At 66.0% G+C, this 22,132-nt stretch carries 21 protein-coding genes, 1 tRNA gene and 2 riboswitches; of the genes, 11 read left to right on the forward strand and 11 right to left on the reverse strand.

The window, feature by feature from the left end; genetic code table 11:
• Positions 1-27 precede the first annotated feature (27 nt).
• Positions 28-1,089 carry a MauE/DoxX family redox-associated membrane protein gene (locus tag ACIPXZ_RS15190; RefSeq protein WP_400595794.1) on the forward strand — a complete coding sequence of 354 codons (1,062 nt, stop codon included), beginning with the start codon at positions 28-30 and terminating at the stop codon, positions 1,087-1,089.
• A 50-nt stretch (positions 1,090-1,139) separates the two neighbouring features.
• On the opposite strand, the gene ACIPXZ_RS15195 is transcribed toward ACIPXZ_RS15190, so the two are convergent.
• Positions 1,140-1,961 carry an inositol monophosphatase family protein gene (locus tag ACIPXZ_RS15195; RefSeq protein WP_400595796.1) on the reverse strand — a complete coding sequence of 274 codons (822 nt, stop codon included), beginning with the start codon at positions 1,959-1,961 and terminating at the stop codon, positions 1,140-1,142.
• 30 nt (positions 1,962-1,991) lie between these two features.
• On the opposite strand from ACIPXZ_RS15195, the gene ACIPXZ_RS15200 reads away from it, so the two are divergent.
• The 5 genes from ACIPXZ_RS15200 to ACIPXZ_RS15220 all read left to right on the forward strand — a co-directional run bounded on the left by ACIPXZ_RS15200 (position 1,992) and on the right by ACIPXZ_RS15220 (position 6,439).
• The gene (locus ACIPXZ_RS15200) at positions 1,992-2,615 is read left to right on the forward strand and encodes a hypothetical protein (protein WP_400595798.1); all 624 of its coding nucleotides are present in this window, start codon (positions 1,992-1,994) and stop codon (positions 2,613-2,615) included.
• Positions 2,616-2,659: 44 nt separating this feature from the next.
• Positions 2,660-2,732, forward strand: a tRNA-Arg gene (locus ACIPXZ_RS15205).
• A gap of 99 nt (positions 2,733-2,831) precedes the next feature.
• Entirely contained in the window at positions 2,832-3,239 is a 408-nt protein-coding gene (locus ACIPXZ_RS15210) for an NUDIX domain-containing protein (protein WP_400595800.1), read from the forward strand.
• 174 nt (positions 3,240-3,413) lie between these two features.
• A complete protein-coding gene (locus ACIPXZ_RS15215) occupies positions 3,414-4,967 on the forward strand; it encodes a choice-of-anchor G family protein (RefSeq protein ID WP_400595802.1) in 1,554 nt (517 codons plus the stop codon).
• Between the two features lie 92 nt (positions 4,968-5,059).
• Positions 5,060-6,439: a copper amine oxidase gene (locus ACIPXZ_RS15220; protein ID WP_400595804.1), complete on the forward strand. Its 1,380-nt coding sequence runs from the start codon at positions 5,060-5,062 to the stop codon at positions 6,437-6,439.
• A 6-nt stretch (positions 6,440-6,445) separates the two neighbouring features.
• Here ACIPXZ_RS15220 and ACIPXZ_RS15225 read toward each other — a convergent pair whose 3' ends face one another.
• A complete protein-coding gene (locus ACIPXZ_RS15225) occupies positions 6,446-8,353 on the reverse strand; it encodes an ABC transporter ATP-binding protein (protein WP_400595806.1) in 1,908 nt (635 codons plus the stop codon).
• A gap of 739 nt (positions 8,354-9,092) precedes the next feature.
• Here ACIPXZ_RS15225 and ACIPXZ_RS15230 point away from each other — a divergent pair.
• Positions 9,093-9,845, forward strand: coding sequence for an aquaporin (locus tag ACIPXZ_RS15230; protein ID WP_400595808.1), 753 nt, complete (start codon positions 9,093-9,095; stop codon positions 9,843-9,845).
• A gap of 68 nt (positions 9,846-9,913) precedes the next feature.
• Here the strand turns inward: ACIPXZ_RS15230 and ACIPXZ_RS15235 are convergent, their stop codons facing one another.
• The 5 genes from ACIPXZ_RS15235 to ACIPXZ_RS15255 form a co-directional block, all read right to left on the reverse strand.
• Positions 9,914-11,263, reverse strand: a complete 1,350-nt coding sequence (locus ACIPXZ_RS15235) for a molybdopterin-binding protein (protein ID WP_400595810.1) — start codon at positions 11,261-11,263, stop codon at positions 9,914-9,916.
• Positions 11,264-11,460: 197 nt separating this feature from the next.
• Entirely contained in the window at positions 11,461-11,961 is a 501-nt protein-coding gene (locus tag ACIPXZ_RS15240) for an HNH endonuclease (RefSeq protein WP_400595812.1), read from the reverse strand.
• 266 nt (positions 11,962-12,227) lie between these two features.
• Complete coding sequence (locus ACIPXZ_RS15245; RefSeq protein WP_400595814.1) at positions 12,228-13,037, reverse strand: NlpC/P60 family protein; 810 nt, start codon at positions 13,035-13,037, stop codon at positions 12,228-12,230.
• Between the two features lie 3 nt (positions 13,038-13,040).
• A riboswitch (cyclic di-AMP (ydaO/yuaA leader) is annotated at positions 13,041-13,239 on the reverse strand.
• Between the two features lie 107 nt (positions 13,240-13,346).
• Entirely contained in the window at positions 13,347-14,162 is an 816-nt protein-coding gene (locus tag ACIPXZ_RS15250) for a M23 family metallopeptidase (protein WP_400595816.1), read from the reverse strand.
• Positions 14,163-14,169: 7 nt separating this feature from the next.
• A riboswitch (cyclic di-AMP (ydaO/yuaA leader) is annotated at positions 14,170-14,409 on the reverse strand.
• 93 nt (positions 14,410-14,502) lie between these two features.
• The gene (locus tag ACIPXZ_RS15255) at positions 14,503-15,198 is read right to left on the reverse strand and encodes a metal-dependent transcriptional regulator (RefSeq protein ID WP_400595818.1); all 696 of its coding nucleotides are present in this window, start codon (positions 15,196-15,198) and stop codon (positions 14,503-14,505) included.
• A gap of 232 nt (positions 15,199-15,430) precedes the next feature.
• Here ACIPXZ_RS15255 and serC point away from each other — a divergent pair, with 232 nt between their 5' ends.
• Positions 15,431-16,564, forward strand: coding sequence for a phosphoserine transaminase (gene serC, locus ACIPXZ_RS15260; RefSeq protein ID WP_400595820.1), 1,134 nt, complete (start codon positions 15,431-15,433; stop codon positions 16,562-16,564).
• Positions 16,565-16,642: 78 nt separating this feature from the next.
• On the opposite strand, the gene ACIPXZ_RS15265 is transcribed toward serC, so the two are convergent.
• Positions 16,643-17,161 (reverse strand): DUF3027 domain-containing protein, encoded by a 519-nt coding sequence (locus tag ACIPXZ_RS15265; protein WP_400595822.1) that lies wholly within the window; start codon positions 17,159-17,161, stop codon positions 16,643-16,645.
• Between the two features lie 3 nt (positions 17,162-17,164).
• Positions 17,165-17,548: a cold-shock protein gene (locus tag ACIPXZ_RS15270; protein ID WP_400595824.1), complete on the reverse strand. Its 384-nt coding sequence runs from the start codon at positions 17,546-17,548 to the stop codon at positions 17,165-17,167.
• Between the two features lie 203 nt (positions 17,549-17,751).
• Between ACIPXZ_RS15270 and ACIPXZ_RS15275 the strand changes: the two genes are divergently transcribed.
• Both ACIPXZ_RS15275 and ACIPXZ_RS15280 read left to right on the forward strand, forming a co-directional pair.
• On the forward strand, positions 17,752-18,462 hold the full coding sequence (locus tag ACIPXZ_RS15275) for a response regulator transcription factor (protein WP_400595826.1): 711 nt from the start codon (positions 17,752-17,754) through the stop codon (positions 18,460-18,462).
• Between the two features lies 1 nt (position 18,463).
• The gene (locus ACIPXZ_RS15280) at positions 18,464-19,897 is read left to right on the forward strand and encodes an ATP-binding protein (protein ID WP_400595828.1); all 1,434 of its coding nucleotides are present in this window, start codon (positions 18,464-18,466) and stop codon (positions 19,895-19,897) included.
• Here ACIPXZ_RS15280 and ACIPXZ_RS15285 read toward each other — a convergent pair.
• On the reverse strand, positions 19,894-20,478 hold the full coding sequence (locus ACIPXZ_RS15285) for an NADPH-dependent FMN reductase (protein WP_400595830.1): 585 nt from the start codon (positions 20,476-20,478) through the stop codon (positions 19,894-19,896). The two genes, ACIPXZ_RS15280 and ACIPXZ_RS15285, sit on opposite strands and share 4 nt — an antisense overlap.
• 207 nt (positions 20,479-20,685) lie before the next feature.
• On the opposite strand from ACIPXZ_RS15285, the gene ACIPXZ_RS15290 reads away from it, so the two are divergent.
• On the forward strand, positions 20,686-20,976 hold the full coding sequence (locus ACIPXZ_RS15290) for a WXG100 family type VII secretion target (protein ID WP_400595832.1): 291 nt from the start codon (positions 20,686-20,688) through the stop codon (positions 20,974-20,976).
• A gap of 50 nt (positions 20,977-21,026) precedes the next feature.
• On the opposite strand, the gene ACIPXZ_RS15295 is transcribed toward ACIPXZ_RS15290, so the two are convergent.
• Positions 21,027-22,028: an RNase H family protein gene (locus ACIPXZ_RS15295; RefSeq protein WP_400595834.1), complete on the reverse strand. Its 1,002-nt coding sequence runs from the start codon at positions 22,026-22,028 to the stop codon at positions 21,027-21,029.
• Positions 22,029-22,132: the final 104 nt, after the last annotated feature.

Below are 22,132 nucleotides of genomic sequence, written 5' to 3' on the forward strand. Positions count from 1 at the left end.
CCTGCTCAGCATCATCTGGGGGAACACATGACACCTGACGCCTTGATCCTCGCACCGTTGACCCTGTGCGCGGTCCTCCTCCTCAGCGGGGTGGCCAAGCTGCAAGACAGGGAGGCGACGCTCAGCGTCGTGCATGCGCTCCGTCTGCCTCGTGTTCTGCAGCACCCGGCCGTCGGCTGGGCTCTTCCCCTGGGCGAGCTGGCTCTGGCGGTGCTTCTCTGGTCCCCGTGGACGCAGCTCACCCTCGTGGTGGCGGTTCTCACCGCGCTTCTCTTCCTCGGTTACTGGGTGGTGATCGCCCGGGCCCTGAGCTTCGATCCCCGGCCCGACTGCGGTTGCTTCGGGAAGATCGGGGATCACCGGGTCTCCGGCAAGACCCTGGTCCGGAACTCCCTGCTGGTGCTCGCAGCGGCACTGACGCTTCTGTGGTCTGGACTCGGCCGGACCCTCCCTCTGGCGCTCACTGCCCCGGCCACGCTGTGGTGGCTCCTGGGAACCGCGCTGACGGTCGCCGTGGCCCTGCTGATCGTCGGCCGCTCACCGGCGTCCGTTGCTTCCTCGCAGACCGTTGCTTCCTCGCAGACCGCTGCTTCCTCGCAGACCGCTGCACCGTCGCCTGCCGCCGCCACGTCGGACAGCGCGGAGCCGGCAGACGACGACGCCGACTACCTCCGCTCCCCCATCCCCGCCGTCGTCGTGCAGTCCGAGGACGGAACTCTTCAGACCCTCCGGGAACTCGCGAGGGAACGCCCCCAACTGATTCTGAGCTTCAACTGCTATTGCAGGCCGAGTCACGAAGTCGCAGCCCAGGCGGCAGCCTGGCAAGCCCTCGTCCCGCAGCTCGACGTCCGCATCATGACGCCCATCAAGCCCACACAGCTGCAGAAGGTCATCCCCGTGGACGAGCCGCTCTACGACCATGGTGCCCTGGCGTGGGACGCCCTGGGCTTCGAACGGTCCCCCGCGGCCGTCCTGCTGGGCGCCGACGGCCATCTGGCCGGCGGCCCGGTGTACGAGGTGCCGGAGATCCAGGACTTCGTCGAGGAGATCGCAGAGGTCCTCAGCGAGGCTGCCGAGCCGGCCTCCTGACACCGGCGTCGGGACCGGGTCTCGTCACAGACCGGCCGGCACCGTTCCGCTCAGGAGACGCGCGCCGTCTCCATCGCAGCACGCAGCTGCGCCACTGCCGTCGCGCTCCCGGCCAAGTGCCAGCGCAGTCCGTTGATGGTGAATACTTCTGCGACTCCCCCGGCCGCCAGCACGAGCGCAGCACCCGGGTACCAGTCCCAATCAGGGCAGGAATGCTGGAACCAGCAGTCCAGCTCCCCTTCAGCGACACGAGCCAGATCGCAGGAACCCGATCCCAGCATCCGCAATGAGGCCGCGCCCACCGCCGCAGCATGCCAAGGCATCGCGCAGAGTGGTTCCTGGAGCCACGTGGGATGGATGTACGTTGCCGCACTCGACTCCGCGAGCGGCTTGTCCTGCACTCTCGCCAGCGGAGAGCCGTTCAGCCGGCTCGGCACCTCGGCACCGCCCACCCAGCTCTTGCCCTCTTCGGGCTGATGGACCGCACCCAGGAGCGGACGACGTCCACTCTCGGAGTCCTGCACGAGCGCGATCGCGGAGCACCAGTAGCTGGAACCACGCAGGAAGTTGTAGGTTCCGTCCACCGGGTCGATGATCCAGCTGCGTCCGCTCGACGACGGACGGGCCGAGCCTTCCTCGCCGAGGATGCCGTCCTGGGGACGGCAGCGTGCGAGTTGTTCCACGATGTACCGCTCGGCAGCCCTGTCGGCTTGGGTCACGACGTCGGCGACGCCGGTCTTGCGTTCGGCGTTCAGACCGCCCTGCCGGATGTTCCGGGCGAGATTCCCGGCCTCCTGCACCAGAGCCTCGGCGAGGGCTGCGTCGTCGAGAGCGGGGTCCAGATCATGGGGCTGCTGCGGGGCGGTACTCATGGCTCCAGCGTATCCGCGATAATGGAAACCATGTCCAAGACGCCCGCCCAGCGGATCAAGAAGCACGGCTCCCGGGCAGTGGTGCCCGGCGGTACGCCTACGCCAGCCGACAACCGGGCCGCAATCGCTCCGCAGGAGCGCCCGCAGTCCAACGGGAAGATGATCGTGATCGCGGCCGTCGGCGCCAGCCTCTTCATGTTCTGGTATCTCCACCTGCTCGCCCTGAACCAGATGACCGAGCTGGCCGCCGGCCATGCCATGCCGGACTCGATGGTCCTCGGATTCGACCCGGGCGCCGTGGAGCAGCTGAGAGCGGCGATGGATACGGCTGCACGCGGCCAGCTCAACTGGATCCACAAGACGGCAGGCTTCATCTTCCCCTTGCTTTTCGGACTCGCCTGGGTGCTTCTGATCGGTCTGAACACCGCACGCTCCTGGATCCGCTGGGGGCTCTGGGCCCTGCCGCTCCTCTTCGTCGTGGTCCGCTTGAGCGGCAACGTCGCGATCGACGGCTTGTTCGGTACGGCTGCGCCCGACGCCGGTGCGGTCGCATGGGCGTCATTCCTCGTGGTCGCAGGCTGGGTCCTTTTCGTGTTGTGTCTGCTGGCCGCGGTCTACGTCCTCTGGCCCAGGAAGCGCCGCGCCACGGACTGAGGCCCTCCATTTGAGCTTGTATGCTTAATGGCGTTGTCTATCCGGCCCTCGTAGCTCAGGGGATAGAGCACGGCTCTCCTAAAGCCGGTGTCGTTGGTTCGAATCCAATCGAGGGCACATCACCGATGACGGACGTCATCGCCCGCGGCTCCCGCTCCTGCCGGAACGGGAGCCGTTCCCGTCTCGCGGTCACGAAGCTTGATACCGTCTTGGTTCATGGCATCCCCTCACCTTCTCCACGTTTCAGCCGTCTGCGTCTACAACGAGGACGGTGAATTGCTGACCGTCCGAAAGCGTGGAACGGAGAAGTTCATGCACCCCGGAGGCAAACCGGAACCCGGAGAGAGCGCCGCCGAGGCCGCCCGCCGGGAGCTCTTCGAAGAGGTCGGCATCAACATCGAACCGGAGCGGCTCACCGAATTGGGCGTCTGGGACGCGGTCGCCGCGAATGAGGAGGACACCGTCATCCGCGCGACCGTCTTCACGGCGGACGGCGTCTGGGATGCCACGCCGGCGGCTGAGATAGCCGATGTCCGCTGGATGAGCCTGGACGCGCCGTGGCCGTCCGATCTTGCTCCGCTGCTCACCGAGCACGTTCTCCCCGCATTGCTCGCTCAGCGCTAGTCGACTCTCACATATGACAGCCTGGCGGGCAGATATAGCTGTCCGCCAGCTTTGTGGCGTCTAAATTCTGAATGGTTATTGACTGAGTGTTACCTGAGTATCGACGATTGTGATGTCAGTTCCACAACTTGGTGAGGTTCTCCTCACCATTCACTCACTCCTAAGGAATCTGTCATGACCAACTCACATCACTCGCGCGCAGCGCACTGGGCCAGGGGACGGAAGGTCGGCGCTCTCACCGCCGTCGTCGCACTTTCCACCGCGGCCGCCGGGCTCACCCCTGCGGCCGCCGACCCGTCGGCCTCGGCCGGTGCCTCATCAGCACCGCTTTCGGTATCCGTCACCGGGAAACCCGCCGTCGTCGTCGGAGGCAGCTCGGCCTCCTATCCTTCGAACCCCGGGCCCAACTATGGCCGGATCCCCAATGACGTTCAGCTGGGCTCCAGCAGTGTCAACATCGGAGGGACCGCCGTTGCACTCTCCCAGCTGGTCAAGCTCGACTCGAACGGGCTCCTGACCAGCATCAGCCAGGCCACGTCTCCTCTGGACTCCCGAGGGGCTTCCGGCGTTCTGGGGCAGAACGGCGCTTTCCCCGCCACCGGGGATCCGTCGCAGGCACTCCACATCGATCTGCTCAAGGCGGGTGGGGCTGCTTCGCTGCCCGCAGGCCTGGTGGACACGGCGACGCTCGACCTCGGCGCCTTCGCCTCCGAGACGAGCTTCGTCAACGGCACGCTCCAGGATCCCGACGGAGTGGGCGGTCCCGGCCGTTACCGCGTCGGCCAGGCGGATCTGACCGTGGCATCGTCTTCGGTGAAGAACGCTGCATCCGCGCTGTACAACAGTCTGGGAGCGGTGGACCGCAAGATCGAGCAGATCGTCAACCAGAACGTGAAGCTCTCCTCACTCAACGGGCTCCTCGGTGTCGCCTTGCCGGTCCCCACGCTGACGGTTCAGAGCAACACCCGGGACAAGGTCTTCGCCAAGCTCCTGGCTCAGCCGCTGACCTCACACAACAAGCTCGTCACCATCGACCTGTCCACCGGCAAGGTCACCATCCATCTCGACCAGCTGACAGCCGGCGGCCTGAACGCGCAGAAGCCCAATACCGAGCTCATCAGCTCCAAGGACTACCCACTGATCGCCCAGACCGTGCATGATCTGATGCACGACGCCACCAATATCGCGGTGGGCGCCATCGAGAACTCCTTGGACGCCGTCAAGCTCAAGCTCAACTGGGTAGGCCCGATCCTGCTGAGCCCGAGCGGGCTCAACATCAACTGGACCTTCACACTCAAGCAGGCCGCCACCGGCACCATGCCCGCCCCGGTGAACAACAGCACGGGGCTTCTCGGCAGCCTGGTCGGCTCCGTGGTGACCACGCTGGCGAAGTCGTCGAACCTCCTCGGGACGGCGATCCGGCCCGTGTATCAATTGGTCATCGCGAATGCCGGGGACGGGGTGTTCGATCTTCTGATCAACCAGCTCAAGTTCGGCTTCACCTCCTCCGTGGTGAACATGCTGCAGCCGGTCTTCACCGCAGCCACCCAGGTGATCTCGGTGAAGGTCAACAGCCAGAGCCTCGGCACCTGCACGCCGGCGGGTGGCACCCCGGTGCCGTCCTCACACTCGCTCTCGGCGCTGAGCCTGTCCTTCCTGAAATCCCTGGACGGCGCACGTCTGGACCTCGGGACCTCCTCGGCGAAGGCGACCCCCGCGGGCTGCTGACCCGTACTGACAACGGTTGAGGGTGTGCCGCTTCCGCGGCGCACCCTCGCCATGTCCCGATGTTTTCCACCAGGCCTCACCGAGGAGAGACAGTGACCCGACGGAGCAGGACCCTCATCACCATCGCGATCGCCGCAGTGCTCTTCCTCGGCGGCTGGGCGGTGGGCGGGCTGGCCTCGCCCGGGACGTCCGCCGGGACGCCGCAAGCGGCGTCACCCTCCAGCTCAGGCCTGACAAGCAACGGGGACGCCGGCGCGGACTGCGGGGAGGGTGAGAAGGGTCTGACGCATGCTTTCCCGTCCGGGAGTTCCTGGCGCATGTGCTGGCACATCGATCCCCAGCAGGGCCTCACGCTCAGCCGTGTCGCGTACACCGCGCCCGGCAAGGCCGAAGTGAAGGTCATCGAGGAGATGTCCCTTTCGCAGCTTGAGGTGCCCTACGACAGCGGGGCACGGGTGACCAAGGACATCACCGAGCATGGCTTCGGCGGCCGCAGCATGAAGACCCTTGGTCCGGCCGAATGCGCCGGCCGGCGCCTCAGCGCGACGATCCCGGACTTCGGCAACGGTGCCGTCGGCGGCTCGGAGACCCGCGAAGTGCTGTGCTCGCAGGAGGTCGACGCCGGGCTGGCGCGCCGGAGCGATTACTACCAGGAGGCTCCGGTCGCCCAACGTGGCAGGGCTTTCGAGCTGAGCACCCTGTCGGTGGTGGGCTGGTATGAATATCTCTCGCTGTACAGCTTCGGCGAGGACGGGAGCATCAGTCCCCGTCTCGGCGCGACCGGTGATCTGTCCCCCGAAGACTACACACGCGATCCCAAACTCGGCTCACCCGTTGGTCCCGGCAACGGCGAGGGTGCCACGAGCCACAGCCACAACGCGGTCTGGCGGATCCACTGGGGCCTGAGCGGACCTCAGACGGTGCGGGAGTACAACGCGGACTTCACCGGCAAGCGAGGGGCCGCTTCGGCGATCGTCGAAGGATCCTTCACGCCACTCGGCACGGAGACTGAGCGCCTCCGGCAGGACCGGCGGTGGTGGCAGGTCCTGGGCGCACAGGCGAATCCCGACGGGCATCAGATGTCCTATCGCATCCAGCTGGATCAGAGCGACGGCTACACCCCGCACAGCCATGGAGACCATGCCGGCCAGGGCGGGCCTGGGGAGGGCGATGCGGGCTTCGGCTACGACGTGGCATTCACGCAGTACAAGGACTGTGAACGCTTCGCCACCCAGAATCTTTCGACGGGTTGCCCGAGCTCAGGGGTTCCGCAGTTCGTCAATTCCGAAAAGCTCAGCGATGTCGTCTCCTGGGTGGTCGTCTCCTACCATCACGTGCCCCGCGACGAGGATCAGAGCCCCATGGACATGCACTGGCAGGGGTTCTCCCTGCAACCACGCGATCTGTTCAGCCAGAACCCTTTGGCCCCCTCCGATCGCGCCACCCTCAACGGCCGCCCTGCCACCAGGTAGACCCGGTCACTCCGCCGCGTCCTCCAGCGCGTCCCGGGCCTGGGCGAACTGCGTGACATAGAGCTCCCGGTAACGGCCTCCCGCAGCGAGCAGTTCATCATGCGTTCCGCGTTCCACGATCCGGCCGCCCTCGACCACGAGAATCTGGTCAGCGGTGCGGATGGTTGAGAGACGGTGCGCGATGACGACGGCGGTGCGCCCCTTCAGCGCCGCTGTGAGGGCTTCCTGCACCCCGGCCTCGTTGCTGGAGTCCAGTGCAGCCGTCGCCTCGTCCAGAATGACCACGCGCGGCGCGGCCACCAGAAGCCGGGCGATGGTCAGACGCTGGCGCTCTCCGCCGGAGAGCCGGTAGCCGCGCTCCCCCACCACGGTCTCCAGGCCGTCTGGAAGGGCTCTCACCATGGTCTCGAGTCTCGCCTGGCGCAGCGCGGCCCACAGCTCCTTATCGGAGGCATCAGGACGTGGCAGGCGCAGATTGGACGCGATGGTCTCGTGGAACAGGTGTCCGTCTTGAGTGACCATCCCGACCGCATCTCGCAGTCCTTCGAAGCTCAGCTCCCGCACATCGACGCCGCCGGTGTCCTTGCCGCCTCCGAGACGCACGGCACCGGAATCGACGTCATAGAGACGGGCGAGCAGCTGAGCCACCGTCGACTTCCCGGCCCCTGAGGAGCCCACCAACGCCACGGTCTGTCCGGCCTCCGCGCGGAAATTCAGGCCGTGCAGCACTTCTTCCCCGCCCCGGGAGTCCAGCACGGCGACATCCTCCAGCGATGCCAGGGAGACCTGCTCGGCGGACGGATAGGAGAAGTACACGTCTTTGAACTCGACGGCCAGCGGTCCGGCGGGCAACGCCTTGGGTGCGGCAGGTTCCTTGATCAGGGGGTCCAGGTCCAGGACCTCGAAGACACGCTCAAAGCTCACCAGAGCACTCATGACCTCGACGCGCGCGTTGCTGAGCCCGGTCAGCGGCACATAGAGGCGTGTGAGCAGCAACGCCAGGACGACGACGTCGCCCGCGCCGAGCGTCCCATGCAGCGCGAGCCAGCCGCCCACGCCGTACACCAGGGCCAGAGCCAGCGAAGAGACCAGGGTGAGGCTCGTGACGAAGACGAACTGAAGCATGGCGGTCCGGACACCGATGTCACGAACCCGGTGCGCACGGCCTTCGAATTCACGAGATTCATCGGCAGGTCGCCCGAAGAGCTTGATCAGGGTCGCGCCGGGAGCCGAGAAGCGCTCGGTCATCTGTGTCCCCATGGAAGCGTTCTGCACCGCGGCCTCACGACGCAGCTCGGCGAGCCGGCCGCCCATGAGACGGGCCGGGACCAGGAAAAGCGGCAAAAGGACGAGTGCCAGGACCGTCACCAGCCACGACTTGTCCAGCATGACGATCAGGGTGAGGGTCAGCGAGACCAGATTGCTCACCACCGAGGACAGAGTCCCGGCGAAGGCCGCCTGAGCGCCCACCACGTCGTTGTTCAGGCGGCTCACCAGGGCTCCCGTGCGCGTCCGGGTGAAAAATGCCACCGGCATCTTCTGCACGTGGTCGAAGACCGCCGTCCTCAGATCCAGGATCACCCCCTCACCGATCGTGGCGGAGAACCAGCGGACGAGGACCCCGACCCCCGCTTCGCCGACGGCGACGAGCGCGATGAGCAGTGCGAGCCGCACCACCAGATCGACGTCCTTTCCTGCGACGATGGCATCGACCACCTGGCCCGCGAGGATCGGAGTCGCGACGGCCAGGAAGGCTGTCACGATGGAAAGAACGACGAAAGCGATAAGCCTCCCGCGGTGCGGAACGGCGAAGCCGAGAACCCGTCGAATCGTTTCACGGGAAAAGGGCTTCTTTCCTTCCTGGACCCGGGAAAGATTGTGCAAAGACATCATGGCTGCCCGGTCCATACTCATGGGATTTCCTCCTCAGCGGCGCTGCATCCGCGGGGACCAGAGGTGTCCGGCGTGCCCCCGGAACATGCCGGAAGCCGGCACATAGAAGGAGCCCGCCGCTCCGGATTTGGGGGGTATTCGGCGCGGCGGGCTCCGGGGAAAGACTCTAACAGAGCTTTTCCACAGGGTGCAAAGACCCTGGTCAGAGCGCCCTTGAACCTCGTCAGGAGCGTTGGACGGACCAATGACGGCGCGCGACATCGATCGCCGGCGGAGTCCGTCCTGAACCACCGGAGGGCCCTCGGCGCCGAGGTCACAGAACCGCGAAGATGGCAAGCGGGCACAAAGCCAAGCTTTACCAAATGGTGATCTGATCACGGATGTGTTTTCTACAGATCATGGGATAATAAATGGGTGTGATCGTGGCGTCTGGGGAGGCGCTCACACATTGGGGGGATGAGCGGCGGCGAACCGGGGGGTTCGCCACCGCTCAGCCTTTTTAACCCCCTCCGCCCCAGCCCTGATTCCCCCTGCCGCAGGCGCCGTCAGCAACGGTTGTGAAGGTGTTTGACGGCAGAGTGTCAGCACATGGGCTGCTTTGTTTCCCCTCGTGTCCCACCGTTTCCGGGGAACCGGTCACAATCGGCACGGCGGCGAGACTTCGATCACATGGGTGACGGGCTCCTGGTCACCTCCGCACGTGATCCCTAACATAGTGATGTTTCCCGCTCCCAATTTTGAGTCAATCGAAAGAGGAATCATGTCTGAGTCTGTGACTCCCGCTGCTCCCTCCCTCGGTGCCAAGCTCGCAGCTGAGCTCGTCGGCACTTTCTTCCTGGTCTTCGCCGTGATCGGCACGGCCCTCTTCGCCGCAGGCTTCGGCGGTGGTGAAGGCGGCCTCAACGTGGGCTTCCTCGGCGTCGCCCTCGCTCTCGGTTTCGTCGTCATCCTCGGCGCCTTCGCCTTCGGCCCGATTTCCGGCGGGCACTTCAACCCCGCGGTGACCCTCGGCCTGGCCGCTGCCGGACGCTTCGCCTGGAAAGACGTTGCCGGCTACCTTGTCGCCCAGGTCATCGGCGGCGTCGTCGGCGCGCTCGCGCTGGTCGGCATCCTCGCCGGGGCCAAGGACGGTGTCCTGGCCGAAGCCCAGAAGGGCGGCTTCGCGTCCACCGGCTGGGGCGAGCTCTCCCCCGGCGGCTTCAACATGGCCGCATTCTTCATCACGGAGATCATCGCCACCGCGCTGTTCGTCACGGTCATCCTGGCCGTGACCGGCAAGCGTGGCGCCGGTAACCTGGCCCCGATCGCGATCGGCCTGACGCTGACCGTGATCGCGCTGGTGGCCATCCCGGTCACCAACGGTTCCTTCAACCCGGCCCGATCCATCGCCACTGCCGTCTTCGGCGGCCCGACCGCGCTGGGTCAGCTGTGGGGCTCGATCGTCGCACCGATCGTCGGCGGCCTGATCGCCGGATTCGCTCACAAGGCAGTCTTCGAAGGCGACGCCAAGTAGCAATCATGTGCTTCAACGTCTGAGGGCGGCATCCAGTGGATGCCGCCCTCAGACGTTGAAGCCGAGATTCAGGGGTTCTTTCCTGGCGCGCGGAGGGAGTCCCAGTCCTGCGCGGCCCAATCCACGGGTTCGCTGCGGGTGCGAGTCCTCCCCGTTCGGGCGTCGCGTCCAGCGGAACCACCTCGCGCAGGCCTCTCTGACGGTCTCGTGACGCCCTCTCCACGCCGCTCGGCCTTCGTCCACGGGAGATCGAGCGCGAGGATCTCCTCGCCCATCGTCACGCCGTGCGGAGGCATCGCAAGCAGCAGAGTCGCCTCACCCCAGGCACTCAGTCGCCCCTCCTCCCCACACGGCGAAACCATGCCGAACACCGAGCGCCCCGGGACCAGGCTGGTGGGCCGCTGCTGCGCGTCTCTGCTCACGCCGCACGGCACGGCCTTGGCCTTCACGGGTGAACGATGGGCCAGAGCACCGATGAGTGGTCCTCCGAGAAGGCTCAGCGCGGTCAGCGCCTCGGCGGGAAGCCCTGGAAGCCCCAGTACGTACCGCCCGTCCGGCAGCTCCCCCAGCAAGGCGGTCCGGGCCGGAGAGCCCAGTAGCCCCTCCACCAGGTACCGGACCCCGAGCCGGCTCAGCGCCTCCCGCAGGTGGTCCGCTTCGCCCGCACCAGTTCCTCCCAGTGTGAGAACGACGTCGCACGGTGCCCCGGCGCCGTCGTCCTCCTCCGTCAGGGCACGGAGCCAGTCATCAGCGGAGCCGCCGATCCGCAGGCTTCGGACAGCGTCAGCGCCCATGGCCTTCAGAGTGCCTGGCAGCATCGCAGCCAATGCGTCGCGTTCGTCGGTGCCGTCCGGGGCAGCGGAGGACTTCACCCGTCCGCTCTGCACCACCTGGATCGCCGGCCGCGGATACACCGGGACGGTCTCAAGGCCCGCGGCGGCCAGCAGCGCGATCCGTGCCGGCGTCAAGACCAGGCCCTTCTCGAGAAGCACGTCCCCCGCCAGACACTCGGTTCCGGGCAGGACGACATGCTCTCCATTGCGCGGGGCTCCCGGGCGGGCCCCGCCCGAGCTTTGCACGACGGCGAGACCCTCCGCATCGAGCACGATCTGCGAGTCCTCGATCACCAGCACCGCCTTGGCACCCGCAGGAAGCGGACGGCCCTTACCGATGCGGCTGGCCTGATGGGCGCTCAAGCGGATCCCAGGATCACAGATCACCCAAGGACCGCTGCCGTTCACAGCCCAGCCGTCGACGGCGGAGCGGGCTTCACGGGGAACACTCACCAGGGCCCGCACGTCCTCGCCCACCGTGAGTCCCGCAGAGTCGCTCAGGGGGCAATGGGCCGCCGGGAGGGGTATGACACCCTCCTGCGCGGCGCTGACGGCCTCTTGCCAATCGCTCAGGGCAACCGCCACCGGTAGACCGACACCGGGCGCCGGGTTCACCTGCCGAGCCCCGGAACGGCCGTGTGTCTGATGGCCGCGCCTGACGTCATGGTGTCACCGTCCCGTTCCTCTTCCGGCTTCGAAGTCTGATCCCGGCCTTCCGGACCGTCCTTCCAGCCTAGTGTGCACCGCCGCAGAGCGCCCTGGCCCACAAGGTACGTGTCGCGTCAGGCGGCGCTCTCATCGGGCAGGTATTCGCTCCACTCGGGCGTCGGCTTCTCCAGCTCCCGGATCCGCCAGACGGTCCCCACCGGCGCCTGTGGCATGAAGCGGAGCTGCCAGCCCATCTCAGCCGGAGTGTGATCTCCCTTGGTGTTGTTGCACTTGAGGCAACAGGCCACCAGGTTCTCCCAGCTGTCTTTACCGCCGCGGGACCGCGGAAGGACATGATCGATGGTGTGCGCGGCCTTCCCGCAGTATCCGCAGCGATGCCCGTCCCGTCTGAGCACTCCCCGTCTGCTGACGGAGCTCACGGAATTCCCTCGCGGCCGGATGTATCTATTGAGCAGAATCACCGATGGCCGCGAGAACACTTCCTGGGGACCGACCACGGGATCACCGCCTTCGGCCACGATGCTGGCCTTCCCGGCCAGCACGAGAACCAGCGCGCGGCGGAAGGTCACCACCGCGAGCGGTTCATATCCAGCATTCAGAACGAGTGTGCGCATGCGCATACCTCTTCACGGCCGCACCCGTCAGGGGCACGAGGGCCGGCTGCCCCCGGCGTGTCCGGGCTATGGATCGACGTATCCAGCCTAAACACGCCCGGGCGCGTGCGCGACGTCAACGCCCATATTCCGGACGTGTCGGGGAAGAATTCACGCCCCGTTGGGGCGAGCGTTCACCATGTCCGTCACCGGAGCCGTCTTAAACGCACGAGAACCCCGTCCTGGGACGGGGTTCTCGTGAAGTCTTTTCAGACGTTTGCAGCTGTTCAGCCGCCGACGCGGATGAAGACCGGGCCGGAGCCGATGAAGGCGGTCGCCACGACGGTGTCGCCGCCCAGCCAGCCACCGTGCACGGCCTGACCGTTGCCGATGTAGACGGCGATGTGAGGAACGCCTGCGCCAGCATCGTTGTAGTAGATCAGATCGCCCGGCTGAGCCTCAGCGGCGGAGACGGTGCGACCCAGGGACATGTAGCCGGCGGGCCAGTCGTGGAAGTTGATCCCGACGGCGCGCAGGGCGTTGGAGGCCAGTGCGGTGCAGTCCTGGTGGACGCCCAGCTGAGCCAGGGCGGCAGCGGCGATCGCGGCCCCCTTACCGGTGGCGGAAGCAGCGTTGACCGGAGCCGGCGCCTGCTGCTCGGAGGGAACCGGTGCGGCGGTGGCCTGCGTGGTGGTCGTGGCGGCAGCGGTGTCCGCAGCCGGAGTGGTGTTGTCGGCCTGCTGTGCCACCTCGGTGGTGGACTGGGCCTGAACGACCGGGGCCTCTTCAACGGGGGCCGGCTCGGTCTTGACCGCGGTGCGGACGAAGCTCAGCTTCGCAGCGGCGGGAGCGGCGACGGCCTGGGGAGCAGCCTTGACCTCGAGGGTCGTGGCAGCGGAGGCATCACGCTGAACATTGGTCTCTGCAGCGTTGGCAGCGATACCGCTGGTCAGTACAAGACCGGATGCAGCGGCGATCACAGCGGCCTGACGACCCATGGAACCGGCGTTGGAGGAAACGGCCTTGGAGATTTCAAGAAGCGACGTGGTGGGTGCCTGCTTAGCGCGATGGCGCGCAGCGGTAGTGCCAAAAGACAAAGGAATACCTCTCCCGATGCCTGCGAGGTGAGCTGTCGGATTCGGATGGGAGCCATCCGGCCACTGATCCGCGAAACCGCGAACCGAGCGACTTAACCCCAAGGCCTTGTCTCCAAGACCAGAAAGTGGTTCCCCCGCCTCTGCCATACGAAGTGTTTTCGAACGGACCTTGGTGGGTGGCAGAGTTCGGCAATCCAACCAAGGGCTCCTCCCCTTGCGAGGAGGCGCGTTATACAAACTACATGACTCGAGCCTCAATGTCACATTAAGGTTACGGAGCAACCCTAAGCGGCCGAAGCCCGCTCTCGGTTACAGCCAGCCGACAGGATCGACGACCTGGCCGTTGACCATTACTTCAAAGTGCAAATGGCATCCGGTCGAGGCACCCGTGGTGCCGCTGAGAGCGACCTGGTCGCCACGCTGCACCGACTGGCCGTCCTGGACCGAGAAGGAACTGAGGTGGTTGTACGTGGTTTCCAGGCCATTGCCATGGTCCACGACAACACGATTGCCTCCGCCGGTGTTGTCCCAGCCGACGAAAACGACCTTGCCGGCCGCGGCGGCCATGACCTTGGTGCCGCACTGCGCCACCAGATCCTCACCACGGTGGAAATCGGATGGTCCGCCCAAGGGGTTCACCCGCCAGCCGAACGGCGAGGCCTGCACCACGGAAGCCAGGGGAGCCCCGAGGGAACCCTTCGCTGCGGACGGAGTGACCGTGCCCGACTGGGCCGTCATGAGCTCCTTGAGCCGCGCATCCGGGTCCTGAACGCTGCTGGAGGACGTCCGGTCAAAGGAGATCTTCGCCCCGGCCGACGCAGTGACAGGCGCGCGGGTGGGCGTCGCGGCGCTGATCGAAGCCTCGGGCTGCACCTCGACGGTCGCCTGAGCCAGAGGGCCGGACGTCGCGGGGAAAGCGACGGTCAGCGCCAGGCCGCCCGCGGCCAGGGCCAGCCCGCCCTTGTGGATGGCGCCGCTCTTGACCGCGAGATCGGCGATCTGCTGAACCGGGCCCTTGCGCTTGGCGCGCCGCGGAGTCGAGGCGGTCGAGCTTCGGACCGGACCGGGCGTGCTCGCCACGGGTCCACTGGCGCGACGACGGCCACGCAGCTTCTCAGTGCTCACGTCTACTGTTCCCTCTCATGGCGCCTTCGAAGTTAGCTGTCGGATTCGGGCAGAGAGTCAACATGCCCGGCCTGAGGAAGTGCATGGAACACCTGGGTCTGCATCATTCAGACTCCCGGAAGATCCCGTCCACTGCCCCGGCTTCACCCCAAGACCGTCCGTCAGGACTGTCGAAAGTGGTTCCCCCGCCTCTGCTGTCGTGATGTCATTTCCTGGCTTCGCCAGCAGAGCTCGGCGTACGAAACAGGTCACGCCTTGGTTTCGGCGCTGAGACAAAATCATACGCGAAAGCGGACAAGAGTAATAAATTCGTTATCTATCGTGTGGATAAACCGTGCTGTCAATCAAGGGAGACGAAGACGTGGGAGGCCAGCTCGGGAGGCAGTTCGAGTGCGCCCTCGATACCCGCCACCCGCACCGCGATGTAGTCCCCCGCGCGCTCAAGCGTCACCCGGGCACCGGGGCGGATCCCACCCTCATCCAGCTGCTGCAGGAGCTCCGGATCCACCTGGGCGGGTTCCGCAAGCCTGCGCACCGTCGCGACGGAATCCTCGGAGTACTCCGCCATCGCCTGGACCAGGGTCATGAGGCCCGCAGCGAACGACTCCCCCTGCCCCCCGCCCAGCTGTTCCAGGCCGGGAATCGGATTTCCGTAGGGCGAATCGGTGGGGTGTCCCAGCAGCTGATAGATCCGGCGCTCGACCCGCTCACTCATCACATGCTCCCACCGGCAGGCCTCGTCGTGAACGAACGCCCAGTCGAGGCCGATCACATCGGAGAGGAGCCTTTCGGCCAGACGGTGCTTGCGCATCACTTCGACGGCGCGCTGCCGGCCGTGATTCGTCAGCTCCAGATGCCTGTCCCCCGTCACGACCACGAGTCCGTCGCGCTCCATGCGCCCGATCGTCTGTGACACAGTGGGGCCCGAGTGATGGAGGCGTTCGGCGATGCGCGCACGCAACGGCACGATCTTCTCCTCCTCCAGCTCGAGGATGGTACGCAGGTACATCTCCGTGGTGTCGATCAGATCAGTCATCCCGTCCTACCTCACTCGCGTGTGCGCGCCATGGCGTATGCGTCCAGACAAGCTTAGAACGCGCCGCTCAGTCTATCCTATTTTGACTTCATCCAAATAACCTGCCAGTAGATGACGGGACGCCTCGTCACGGCTTGGGCGCGAAGCCGCCCCCTGCGGCAAAATGGGGTCAGGGCGAGGGCGCCACACCGGGAGACCCAGCCTCAGCCGAACACCAGAACTGGAGCAATCTGTGAGCGATCAGGCACGCATCACCATCCCCGAAAACCTCCTGCCCAAGGACGGCCGCTTCGGAGCCGGACCTTCCAAGGTCCGTGCCGAACAGCTGGCCGCCCTGCAGGAGGCCGGCGCCACCCTGCTGGGCACCTCCCATCGCCAGGCACCCGTGAAGAACCTGGTCGGCTCCATCCGGTCCGGGCTCAAGTCCTTCTTCAACGCCCCGGACGACTACGAGGTCATCCTCGGCGTCGGCGGCTCCACCGCATTCTGGGACATCGCGGCCTTCGGTCTCGTGGAGAAGAAGGCACAGCACCTCTCCTTCGGTGAGTTCGGGTCCAAGTTCGCGGCCGCCACCGACAAGGCACCGTTCCTCGACGCCAGTTCCATCGTCAAGGCGGAGCCGGGAACCCGTCCGGAGCCCATCGCCGAGGCCGGAGTCGATGTGTACGCCTGGCCGCAGAACGAGACGTCCACCGGCGTGGCCGCCCCGGTGCGCCGCGTCGAAGGCGCCGACGAAGGTGCCCTCGTCGTCGTCGACGCCACCTCGGCCGCCGGCGGCCTGAACGTCGATGTGAGCGAGGCCGACGTCTACTACTTCGCTCCTCAGAAGAACTTCGCGTCCGACGGCGGCCTGTGGCTCGCGCTCTTCTCCCCCGCGGCGCTGGAACGCGCGGAACGTATCGCAGCAAGCGGGCGCTGGGTGCCCGATTTCCTGAACCTCAAGACGGCGATCGACAACTCGCTCCTGAACCAGACCTACAACACGCCGTCGCTGTCCACACTGGTGACCCTCAACGCGCAGCTGGAGTGGCTGAATGCACAGGGCGGGCTGGAGTTCGCGGCGGCCCGCACCGCCGACTCGGCTTCCCGCGTCTACTCCTGGGCGGAAGCCAGCGACTACGCCACGCCCTACGTGACGCGTCCTGAGGACCGTTCCAATGTGATCGCCACCATCGACTTCGACGATTCGGTGGACGCGGCAGAGGTGGCCAAGATCCTGCGGGCCAACGGCATCGTGGACACGGAACCGTACCGCAAGCTGGGCCGCAATCAGTTGCGCATCGCGACATTCGTGGCCATCGACCCCGAGGACATCAGCACCCTCACCGCCGCCATCGACTACATCGTGGGCGAACTGCGCAAGTGAGCAGAACGCCAGTGGGCCCGGAATTCTCCGGGCCCACTGGCGTTTAAGCGTCGAGCTATAAAGCTTGTTCGAGTTAAATCAAGACTCGTCCAGTTCTGACGTCGCATCCTCGTCATCGCTGCTCGCCGATTCGTCCGCTTCAACGGCCTCCTTCGGCTCTTCACCCTCGGCGGACGCTTCCGCTTCCGGGACGGCGTCCCCCGACTCCTCGTCCTGCGACGCGGTGATGTCCTCCGGCCGGACACGGTCGGACCAGGGAACCCACGGCGGCGCCAGGACGGAATCCTCACTGGGCAACAGGCCGACCTCGCTGACCGTGACGGTCTTGGACCGGGAGTTCCTGGTCAGGACGGCAAACCACTGCCAGCCGGTGTATCCGGTCAGGCGGGACTCGAAGAGGTGCGTGACGACGCGGTCCTCTTCCCTCTTGGCCGAAAGGTGCCCGCCGATGGTGTCTGCGGAGGTGACGGCCTCCAGTTCCCTGCGGGCCACGTCCACCGCTTCAGCGAGGACCGCATCAGGCTTGCCGGTTTTCCATTGCGGAACTCCGGGACGGGGCGCCGGTGGCCGCTCCACTGTCCGACGTTCGACGGTCATGGCTCAGGCGTCCAGCTGATCTGCGACCTGACGCAGGGCTGCGGCGATGGCCGCGCCCTTCTTGCCGTCCGGGTACTTGCCGGACGACAAGGTGCCGGAAAGGTTGTCGAGCACTGTGGAGAGATCTTGCACCATCGGGGCCAGCTCCTTAGGGGATGTGCGCTTGGCTTTGGAGATCGAAGGGACCTTGTCCAGCAAGCGGATGCCCATCGCCTGAGCACCGCGGCGTCCCTCCGCAATGCCGAACTCGATCCGAGCCCCCTTGCGGAGTTCCGTCTGGCCGGCAGGCAGCGCCGAAGCCGGCAGGTAGTATTCCTTGCCGTCTTCGGACGCTGCAAAGCCGAAGCCTTTGTCCTTGTCGTACCACTTCACGCTGCCGGTAGGCACTTCTTTACCTCTGTCTGTTCTGCTTGCTCTCTGGTCAGTGTCCTCCGGACGCATGGTCCGGGACAAGCTGACTCGCGATCTGCTGATCCACACCATTTTACCCGCGTCCGAGGCAGAGCCCGCTATCGGACGTGCATGAAGTCTTTTCATTCGATACAGGAATCTTCCAGGAATCTTTCAGGAGCGGAGAGGAGGATGTCCCCATGAAGACCGAAACGCCTGAAGCAAAACTCCTGGTCGTCGATGACGAGCCCAACATCCGGGAACTGCTCTCCACATCGCTGCGCTTCGCAGGGTTCGAGGTGGTGGCCGCGGGGAACGGCCGAGAGGCCCTGGCCAAGGCCGAGACGGAGTCCCCGGACCTCATCGTCCTCGACGTCATGCTCCCCGATATGGACGGTTTCAACGTCACGCGGAAACTCCGCGCGGCCGGCCGGCACATCCCCGTGCTGTTCCTGACGGCCAAGGACGACACCGAGGACAAGGTCACCGGGCTCACCGTCGGAGGTGACGACTACGTCACCAAGCCTTTCAGCCTCGACGAGGTCGTGGCCCGGGTCCGTGCCGTGCTGCGCCGCACCCAGCCGCTCCTGGAGGACGAAGCGGTGATCCGGGTGGATGATCTGGAACTCGATGACGATGCGCATGAGGTCCGGCGCGGCGGAACCATCATCGACCTCTCCCCCACGGAGTTCAAGCTCCTGCGGTATCTGATGCTCAACCCCAACCGTGTCCTCTCCAAGGCTCAGATCCTGGATCATGTCTGGGAGTACGACTTCAACGGCGACGCTTCGATCGTGGAGTCCTACATCTCCTATCTGCGGAGGAAGATCGACATCGTGCCCGACGCCCCCACGCTCATTCAGACCAAGCGTGGCGTGGGCTACGTGCTCCGGACCGCCGAGAAGCGCTGAATTGTTCCGCCGCTGGAAGTCCGCCTCACTGCGGGCGCAGCTGATCGCCACCATCATGGGGCTGCTGCTGGTGGCCCTCGCCACCACGGGCGCCGGGGCCATGGCATTGCTGCACAGCTATCTGCAATCTCAGATCGACGACCGCCTCAGCGTCGCCGCGACGAGCATGCAGAAGTACGGCGGATACTCCCAGCTCACCGGCGGGCTGAACAACCTTCCCACCGATTACGCCGTCGTCGTGCTCCGCCCCGGCGCGCCCGTGTACCGGACCGGCGCGAATCAGTCCGGCTACCCCGCCATCGATCAGATGACTCCGGCACAGGCGAGTGCCCTGGGCCGACTGCCCTTCGATGCCCAGGGCACTGCCGGTCATGACTGGCGGGCCGTGGCCGTCCCCTTCACGGATCAGAGCGGACACGGCTACGTGGTGGTCGTCGGACTGCCGCTCGCCCCTGTCGACGAGATCATGGAACACGCCATCCTCGTGGTGGTGGGCGTCGGTCTACTCACCCTGATCCTGGCCTTCTTCCTGGCGACGTGGACGGTGACCAGATCGTTCCGCCCGCTCGCCCGGGTCGAACGGACCGCGGCCGCGATCGCTTCCGGGGATCTTTCACAGCGTGTGGAAGTCGAAACACCCCAAACCGAGGTCGGCCGCCTGGGCACGTCGCTCAACACCATGCTCGCCAACATCGAAACCGCCTTCGCAGCTCGAACCGCGTCGGAACAGCGGATGCGACGCTTCGCGGCAGACGCCTCCCACGAGCTCCGGACGCCCCTGGTCACCATCCGCGGCTTCTCCGAGCTGTACCGCCACGGCGCGCTGCGCAGCGAGGAGGAGATCGCCACGGCGATGGGGCGCATCGAGAGTGAGGCCAAGCGGATGGGTTCGATGGTGGAAGACCTGCTCATGCTAGCCAGGCTGGACGAGCAACGCCCCCAGCAGGAGAAGCCACTGGACCTCCTGCTGCTCGGAAACGACGCCGTGGTGGACACCCGGGCCGGAGCACCCGAGCGCAGCGTCAAGCTGTGCGGCCTGGACTCCGTCCAGCCCGGCCCCGCTCCCGTTTTGGGCGACGAGGCGAAGATCCGCCAAGTAGTCGGCAATCTCCTGGGCAACGCCTTGCGTTACACGCCGGACGGCTCACCGCTGGAGGTCGCCGTAGGCGTGGAGAAGGACGCCGACGGATCCTGGTCCGTGCTGGAGGTCCGGGATCACGGCCCGGGCATCACCGAGGAGGACCAGGCCCGGATCTTCGAGCGTTTCTACCGCGCGGACACCTCTCGTACCCGGGAAACGGGCGGAAGCGGACTCGGCCTGGCCATCGTGGCCGCCATCGTGGGAAGCCACAAGGGTTCGGTCAGGATCCTGACGACGCCGGGCGGCGGAGCCACCTTCCAGGTGCGGCTTCCGCACGCGGACGCCGAGCTCTAGACCTCCCATGCGGAGCGATAGCTCCTGTCGCGGAGCAGCGCCGCGAGTTCTGCATGCACGGCCATCGTCTTCTCCAGACGGCTCATCCGGTCAGCCCGGAGCAGTTCCGGTCCTTCCCAGTCCCGCTCGGAGATGTAAGCACTGTAGGGGTTCAGAACGCATTTGAAGTCGTAGATCATCGATTGGCCGAGCGCGCCCGTGGCCATGTAGCTGTGAGGAAGTCCGGCGGCACAGACGAAGGTGACGACCTTGTCGAACCACGCCGCGGACTGCCCGCCGGCCCCGGTTGCGCCGGTCGCCTCGATGAGGGACTTCACGGCCGACGACGGCGCCCAGTTGTAGACCGGGAAAGCCAGAACAACGGCGTCGGACGTCAGGACGAGCTCGTGCAGCTCGCGGAACGCATCGCTCTCGAACACGCTGGCATTGTCGAAGGGCGGGAGTTCACGTTCCGCGAGATCGACCAGAGTGGAGTCATGGCCCGCCGCCCTCAGCAGTTCCGAGCTCATCCTGGCAAGCTCCCGGCTCCGGCTGCCCGGATCGAGACTGCACGAGATGACCGGCAGCTTCAAAATGTTCACCTCGCCGATACTACCGAGCGTTGATCCACCGTCAGAGCCGATGGTTCCGGGCCGGTTTGCCACCCGCGCGGCTGTACGCGCTTACGCGCCCTGTGGACAGCCCTCTGGCCGTCTTGTCCCCATGGACCTGCCGGACCGGGAACTCGCCACCGCCCGTCCCTAGTCTCAGAAGACCACGCCGGAAACGGCCCAAGGAAGGGAAGAAACATGAGCGTCATCTCCGTTGACACCGAACTCCTGATCGCGCAGTCCGGAAGCGTCAGAGCGTCCATGGAACGCATCTCCTCGGATGTGAAGGCCATGCGTCAGGGCCTTTCGGCGCTGCAGAGCACCTGGCGGGGCAGCGCCGCGAACAACTTCCAGACCCTGATGGCGGAATGGTCCGCCACTCAAAGCCGGGTCGAGGCCTCGCTGGCAGCCATCAACACGGCCCTGACCCAGGCGGCTTCCCACTACCGCGACGTTGAGCAGCTCAACACCCAGAGGTTCACCCACTGAACGCCCTCGTCGCCCGCAGCACAGCCGGCGTCACCGGAGGACGGTCTCAGCTATTCGGGAGTCCCCTGGTGAAAACGCAGCCTCCAGCCGCTCGGTGTCCGGAGCCAGAGTGAGCTGCGGAGAGTACTCCGGCCTGCGGAACGCCTCGTGCGGTACTGCAGAAGAATCGTGTCCTCCCCCAGCCGCGCTGCGGAGATCGGACGGTACTCGATATCAGCGGCATCCTCCTCGGAGAGCGCGAGCAGCATCTCGTCCCGCGTCCAGCTTCGGCCGGAGCTGCCGATCTCTTCGAAGTCGGGATGCAGGATGCGCGCCACTTCGCCCAGATCGGACCGCACCTCGGGTTCCAGGAGTCTCTGTTCCAAGGTGGTCACCACGGCGACCGGGTCGGAGGCCTCTACCGAGGGCTCCTCATCTTCCAGGCTGGAGAAGAGGTCCGGTTCCTCGAATACGCCCGGCGATGATCTCAGGGCGGAGGCCGGTGCCCCTGCGGCGGAGGTCTCGACGACAGGCTGCGTCGCCACAGAGGACTGCGGCGCGGAGGAGTGCGGACCGCTCACCTCAGGCCCCCGTGCAGGCGGGACGTCCGGGCTGAAACCGGGTCCGCTGGGGACGTCCGTGCCATGCTGGTAAGCGGTCGCCACAGCTCGGGCACGTACGTCTGCGGCTTCGTTGAGTTCGTGCCCCGCATGCCCCTTGATCCACTCGAAGGTGTAGCTGCGCCCCTTCAAGGCGGCGTCCAGGTCCTTGAGGAGATCGACGTTCAGCACGGGCTTGCCGTCGGCCTTCTTCCAGCCCTTGCGCTTCCAGCCCGGCATCCATTTGGTGAGACAGTTGATGACGTACTGACTGTCACACAGGATCTTCAGCGGCTCCTGGGGCAGATGAGCAGTACTGCGCAGGAGATCCAGGACGGCCATGAGTTCACCCTGATTATTGGTGCCATGCGGCCAGCCGCCCGCGTGCCAGGTGTCCTCATCGATGTACCAGGCCCACCCGGCGGGGCCGGGATTACCCAGGGCGGAGCCGTCTGCTGCTGCGGTGATCGTCACCCGACAATCCTGCCATAGGCACGGGAACCGCTTAAAAGCCCGATGGCGGGCCACACCTTCTCGGTGCGGCCCGCCATCGGGGTGTCACTGTGGGACGCTTCGGA

The organism is Arthrobacter sp. NPDC090010 (assembly GCF_044748305.1).
In the GTDB taxonomy this organism is placed as follows: domain Bacteria; phylum Actinomycetota; class Actinomycetes; order Actinomycetales; family Micrococcaceae; genus Arthrobacter_E.

What these genes read in the sequence shown, in the direction of transcription:
- ACIPXZ_RS15190 (WP_400595794.1), top strand. Translation starts at nt 28, where the DNA reads ATGACACCTGACGCCTTGATCCTCGCACCGTTGACCCTGTGCGCGGTC.
- ACIPXZ_RS15195 (WP_400595796.1), bottom strand. Translation starts at nt 1,961, where the DNA reads ATGAGTACCGCCCCGCAGCAGCCCCATGATCTGGACCCCGCTCTCGAC.
- ACIPXZ_RS15200 (WP_400595798.1), top strand. Translation starts at nt 1,992, where the DNA reads ATGTCCAAGACGCCCGCCCAGCGGATCAAGAAGCACGGCTCCCGGGCA.
- ACIPXZ_RS15210 (WP_400595800.1), top strand. Translation starts at nt 2,832, where the DNA reads ATGGCATCCCCTCACCTTCTCCACGTTTCAGCCGTCTGCGTCTACAAC.
- ACIPXZ_RS15215 (WP_400595802.1), top strand. Translation starts at nt 3,414, where the DNA reads ATGACCAACTCACATCACTCGCGCGCAGCGCACTGGGCCAGGGGACGG.
- ACIPXZ_RS15225 (WP_400595806.1), bottom strand. Translation starts at nt 8,353, where the DNA reads ATGAGTATGGACCGGGCAGCCATGATGTCTTTGCACAATCTTTCCCGG.
- ACIPXZ_RS15230 (WP_400595808.1), top strand. Translation starts at nt 9,093, where the DNA reads ATGTCTGAGTCTGTGACTCCCGCTGCTCCCTCCCTCGGTGCCAAGCTC.
- ACIPXZ_RS15240 (WP_400595812.1), bottom strand. Translation starts at nt 11,961, where the DNA reads ATGCGCACACTCGTTCTGAATGCTGGATATGAACCGCTCGCGGTGGTG.
- ACIPXZ_RS15255 (WP_400595818.1), bottom strand. Translation starts at nt 15,198, where the DNA reads ATGACTGATCTGATCGACACCACGGAGATGTACCTGCGTACCATCCTC.
- ACIPXZ_RS15265 (WP_400595822.1), bottom strand. Translation starts at nt 17,161, where the DNA reads ATGACCGTCGAACGTCGGACAGTGGAGCGGCCACCGGCGCCCCGTCCC.
- ACIPXZ_RS15275 (WP_400595826.1), top strand. Translation starts at nt 17,752, where the DNA reads ATGAAGACCGAAACGCCTGAAGCAAAACTCCTGGTCGTCGATGACGAG.
- ACIPXZ_RS15290 (WP_400595832.1), top strand. Translation starts at nt 20,686, where the DNA reads ATGAGCGTCATCTCCGTTGACACCGAACTCCTGATCGCGCAGTCCGGA.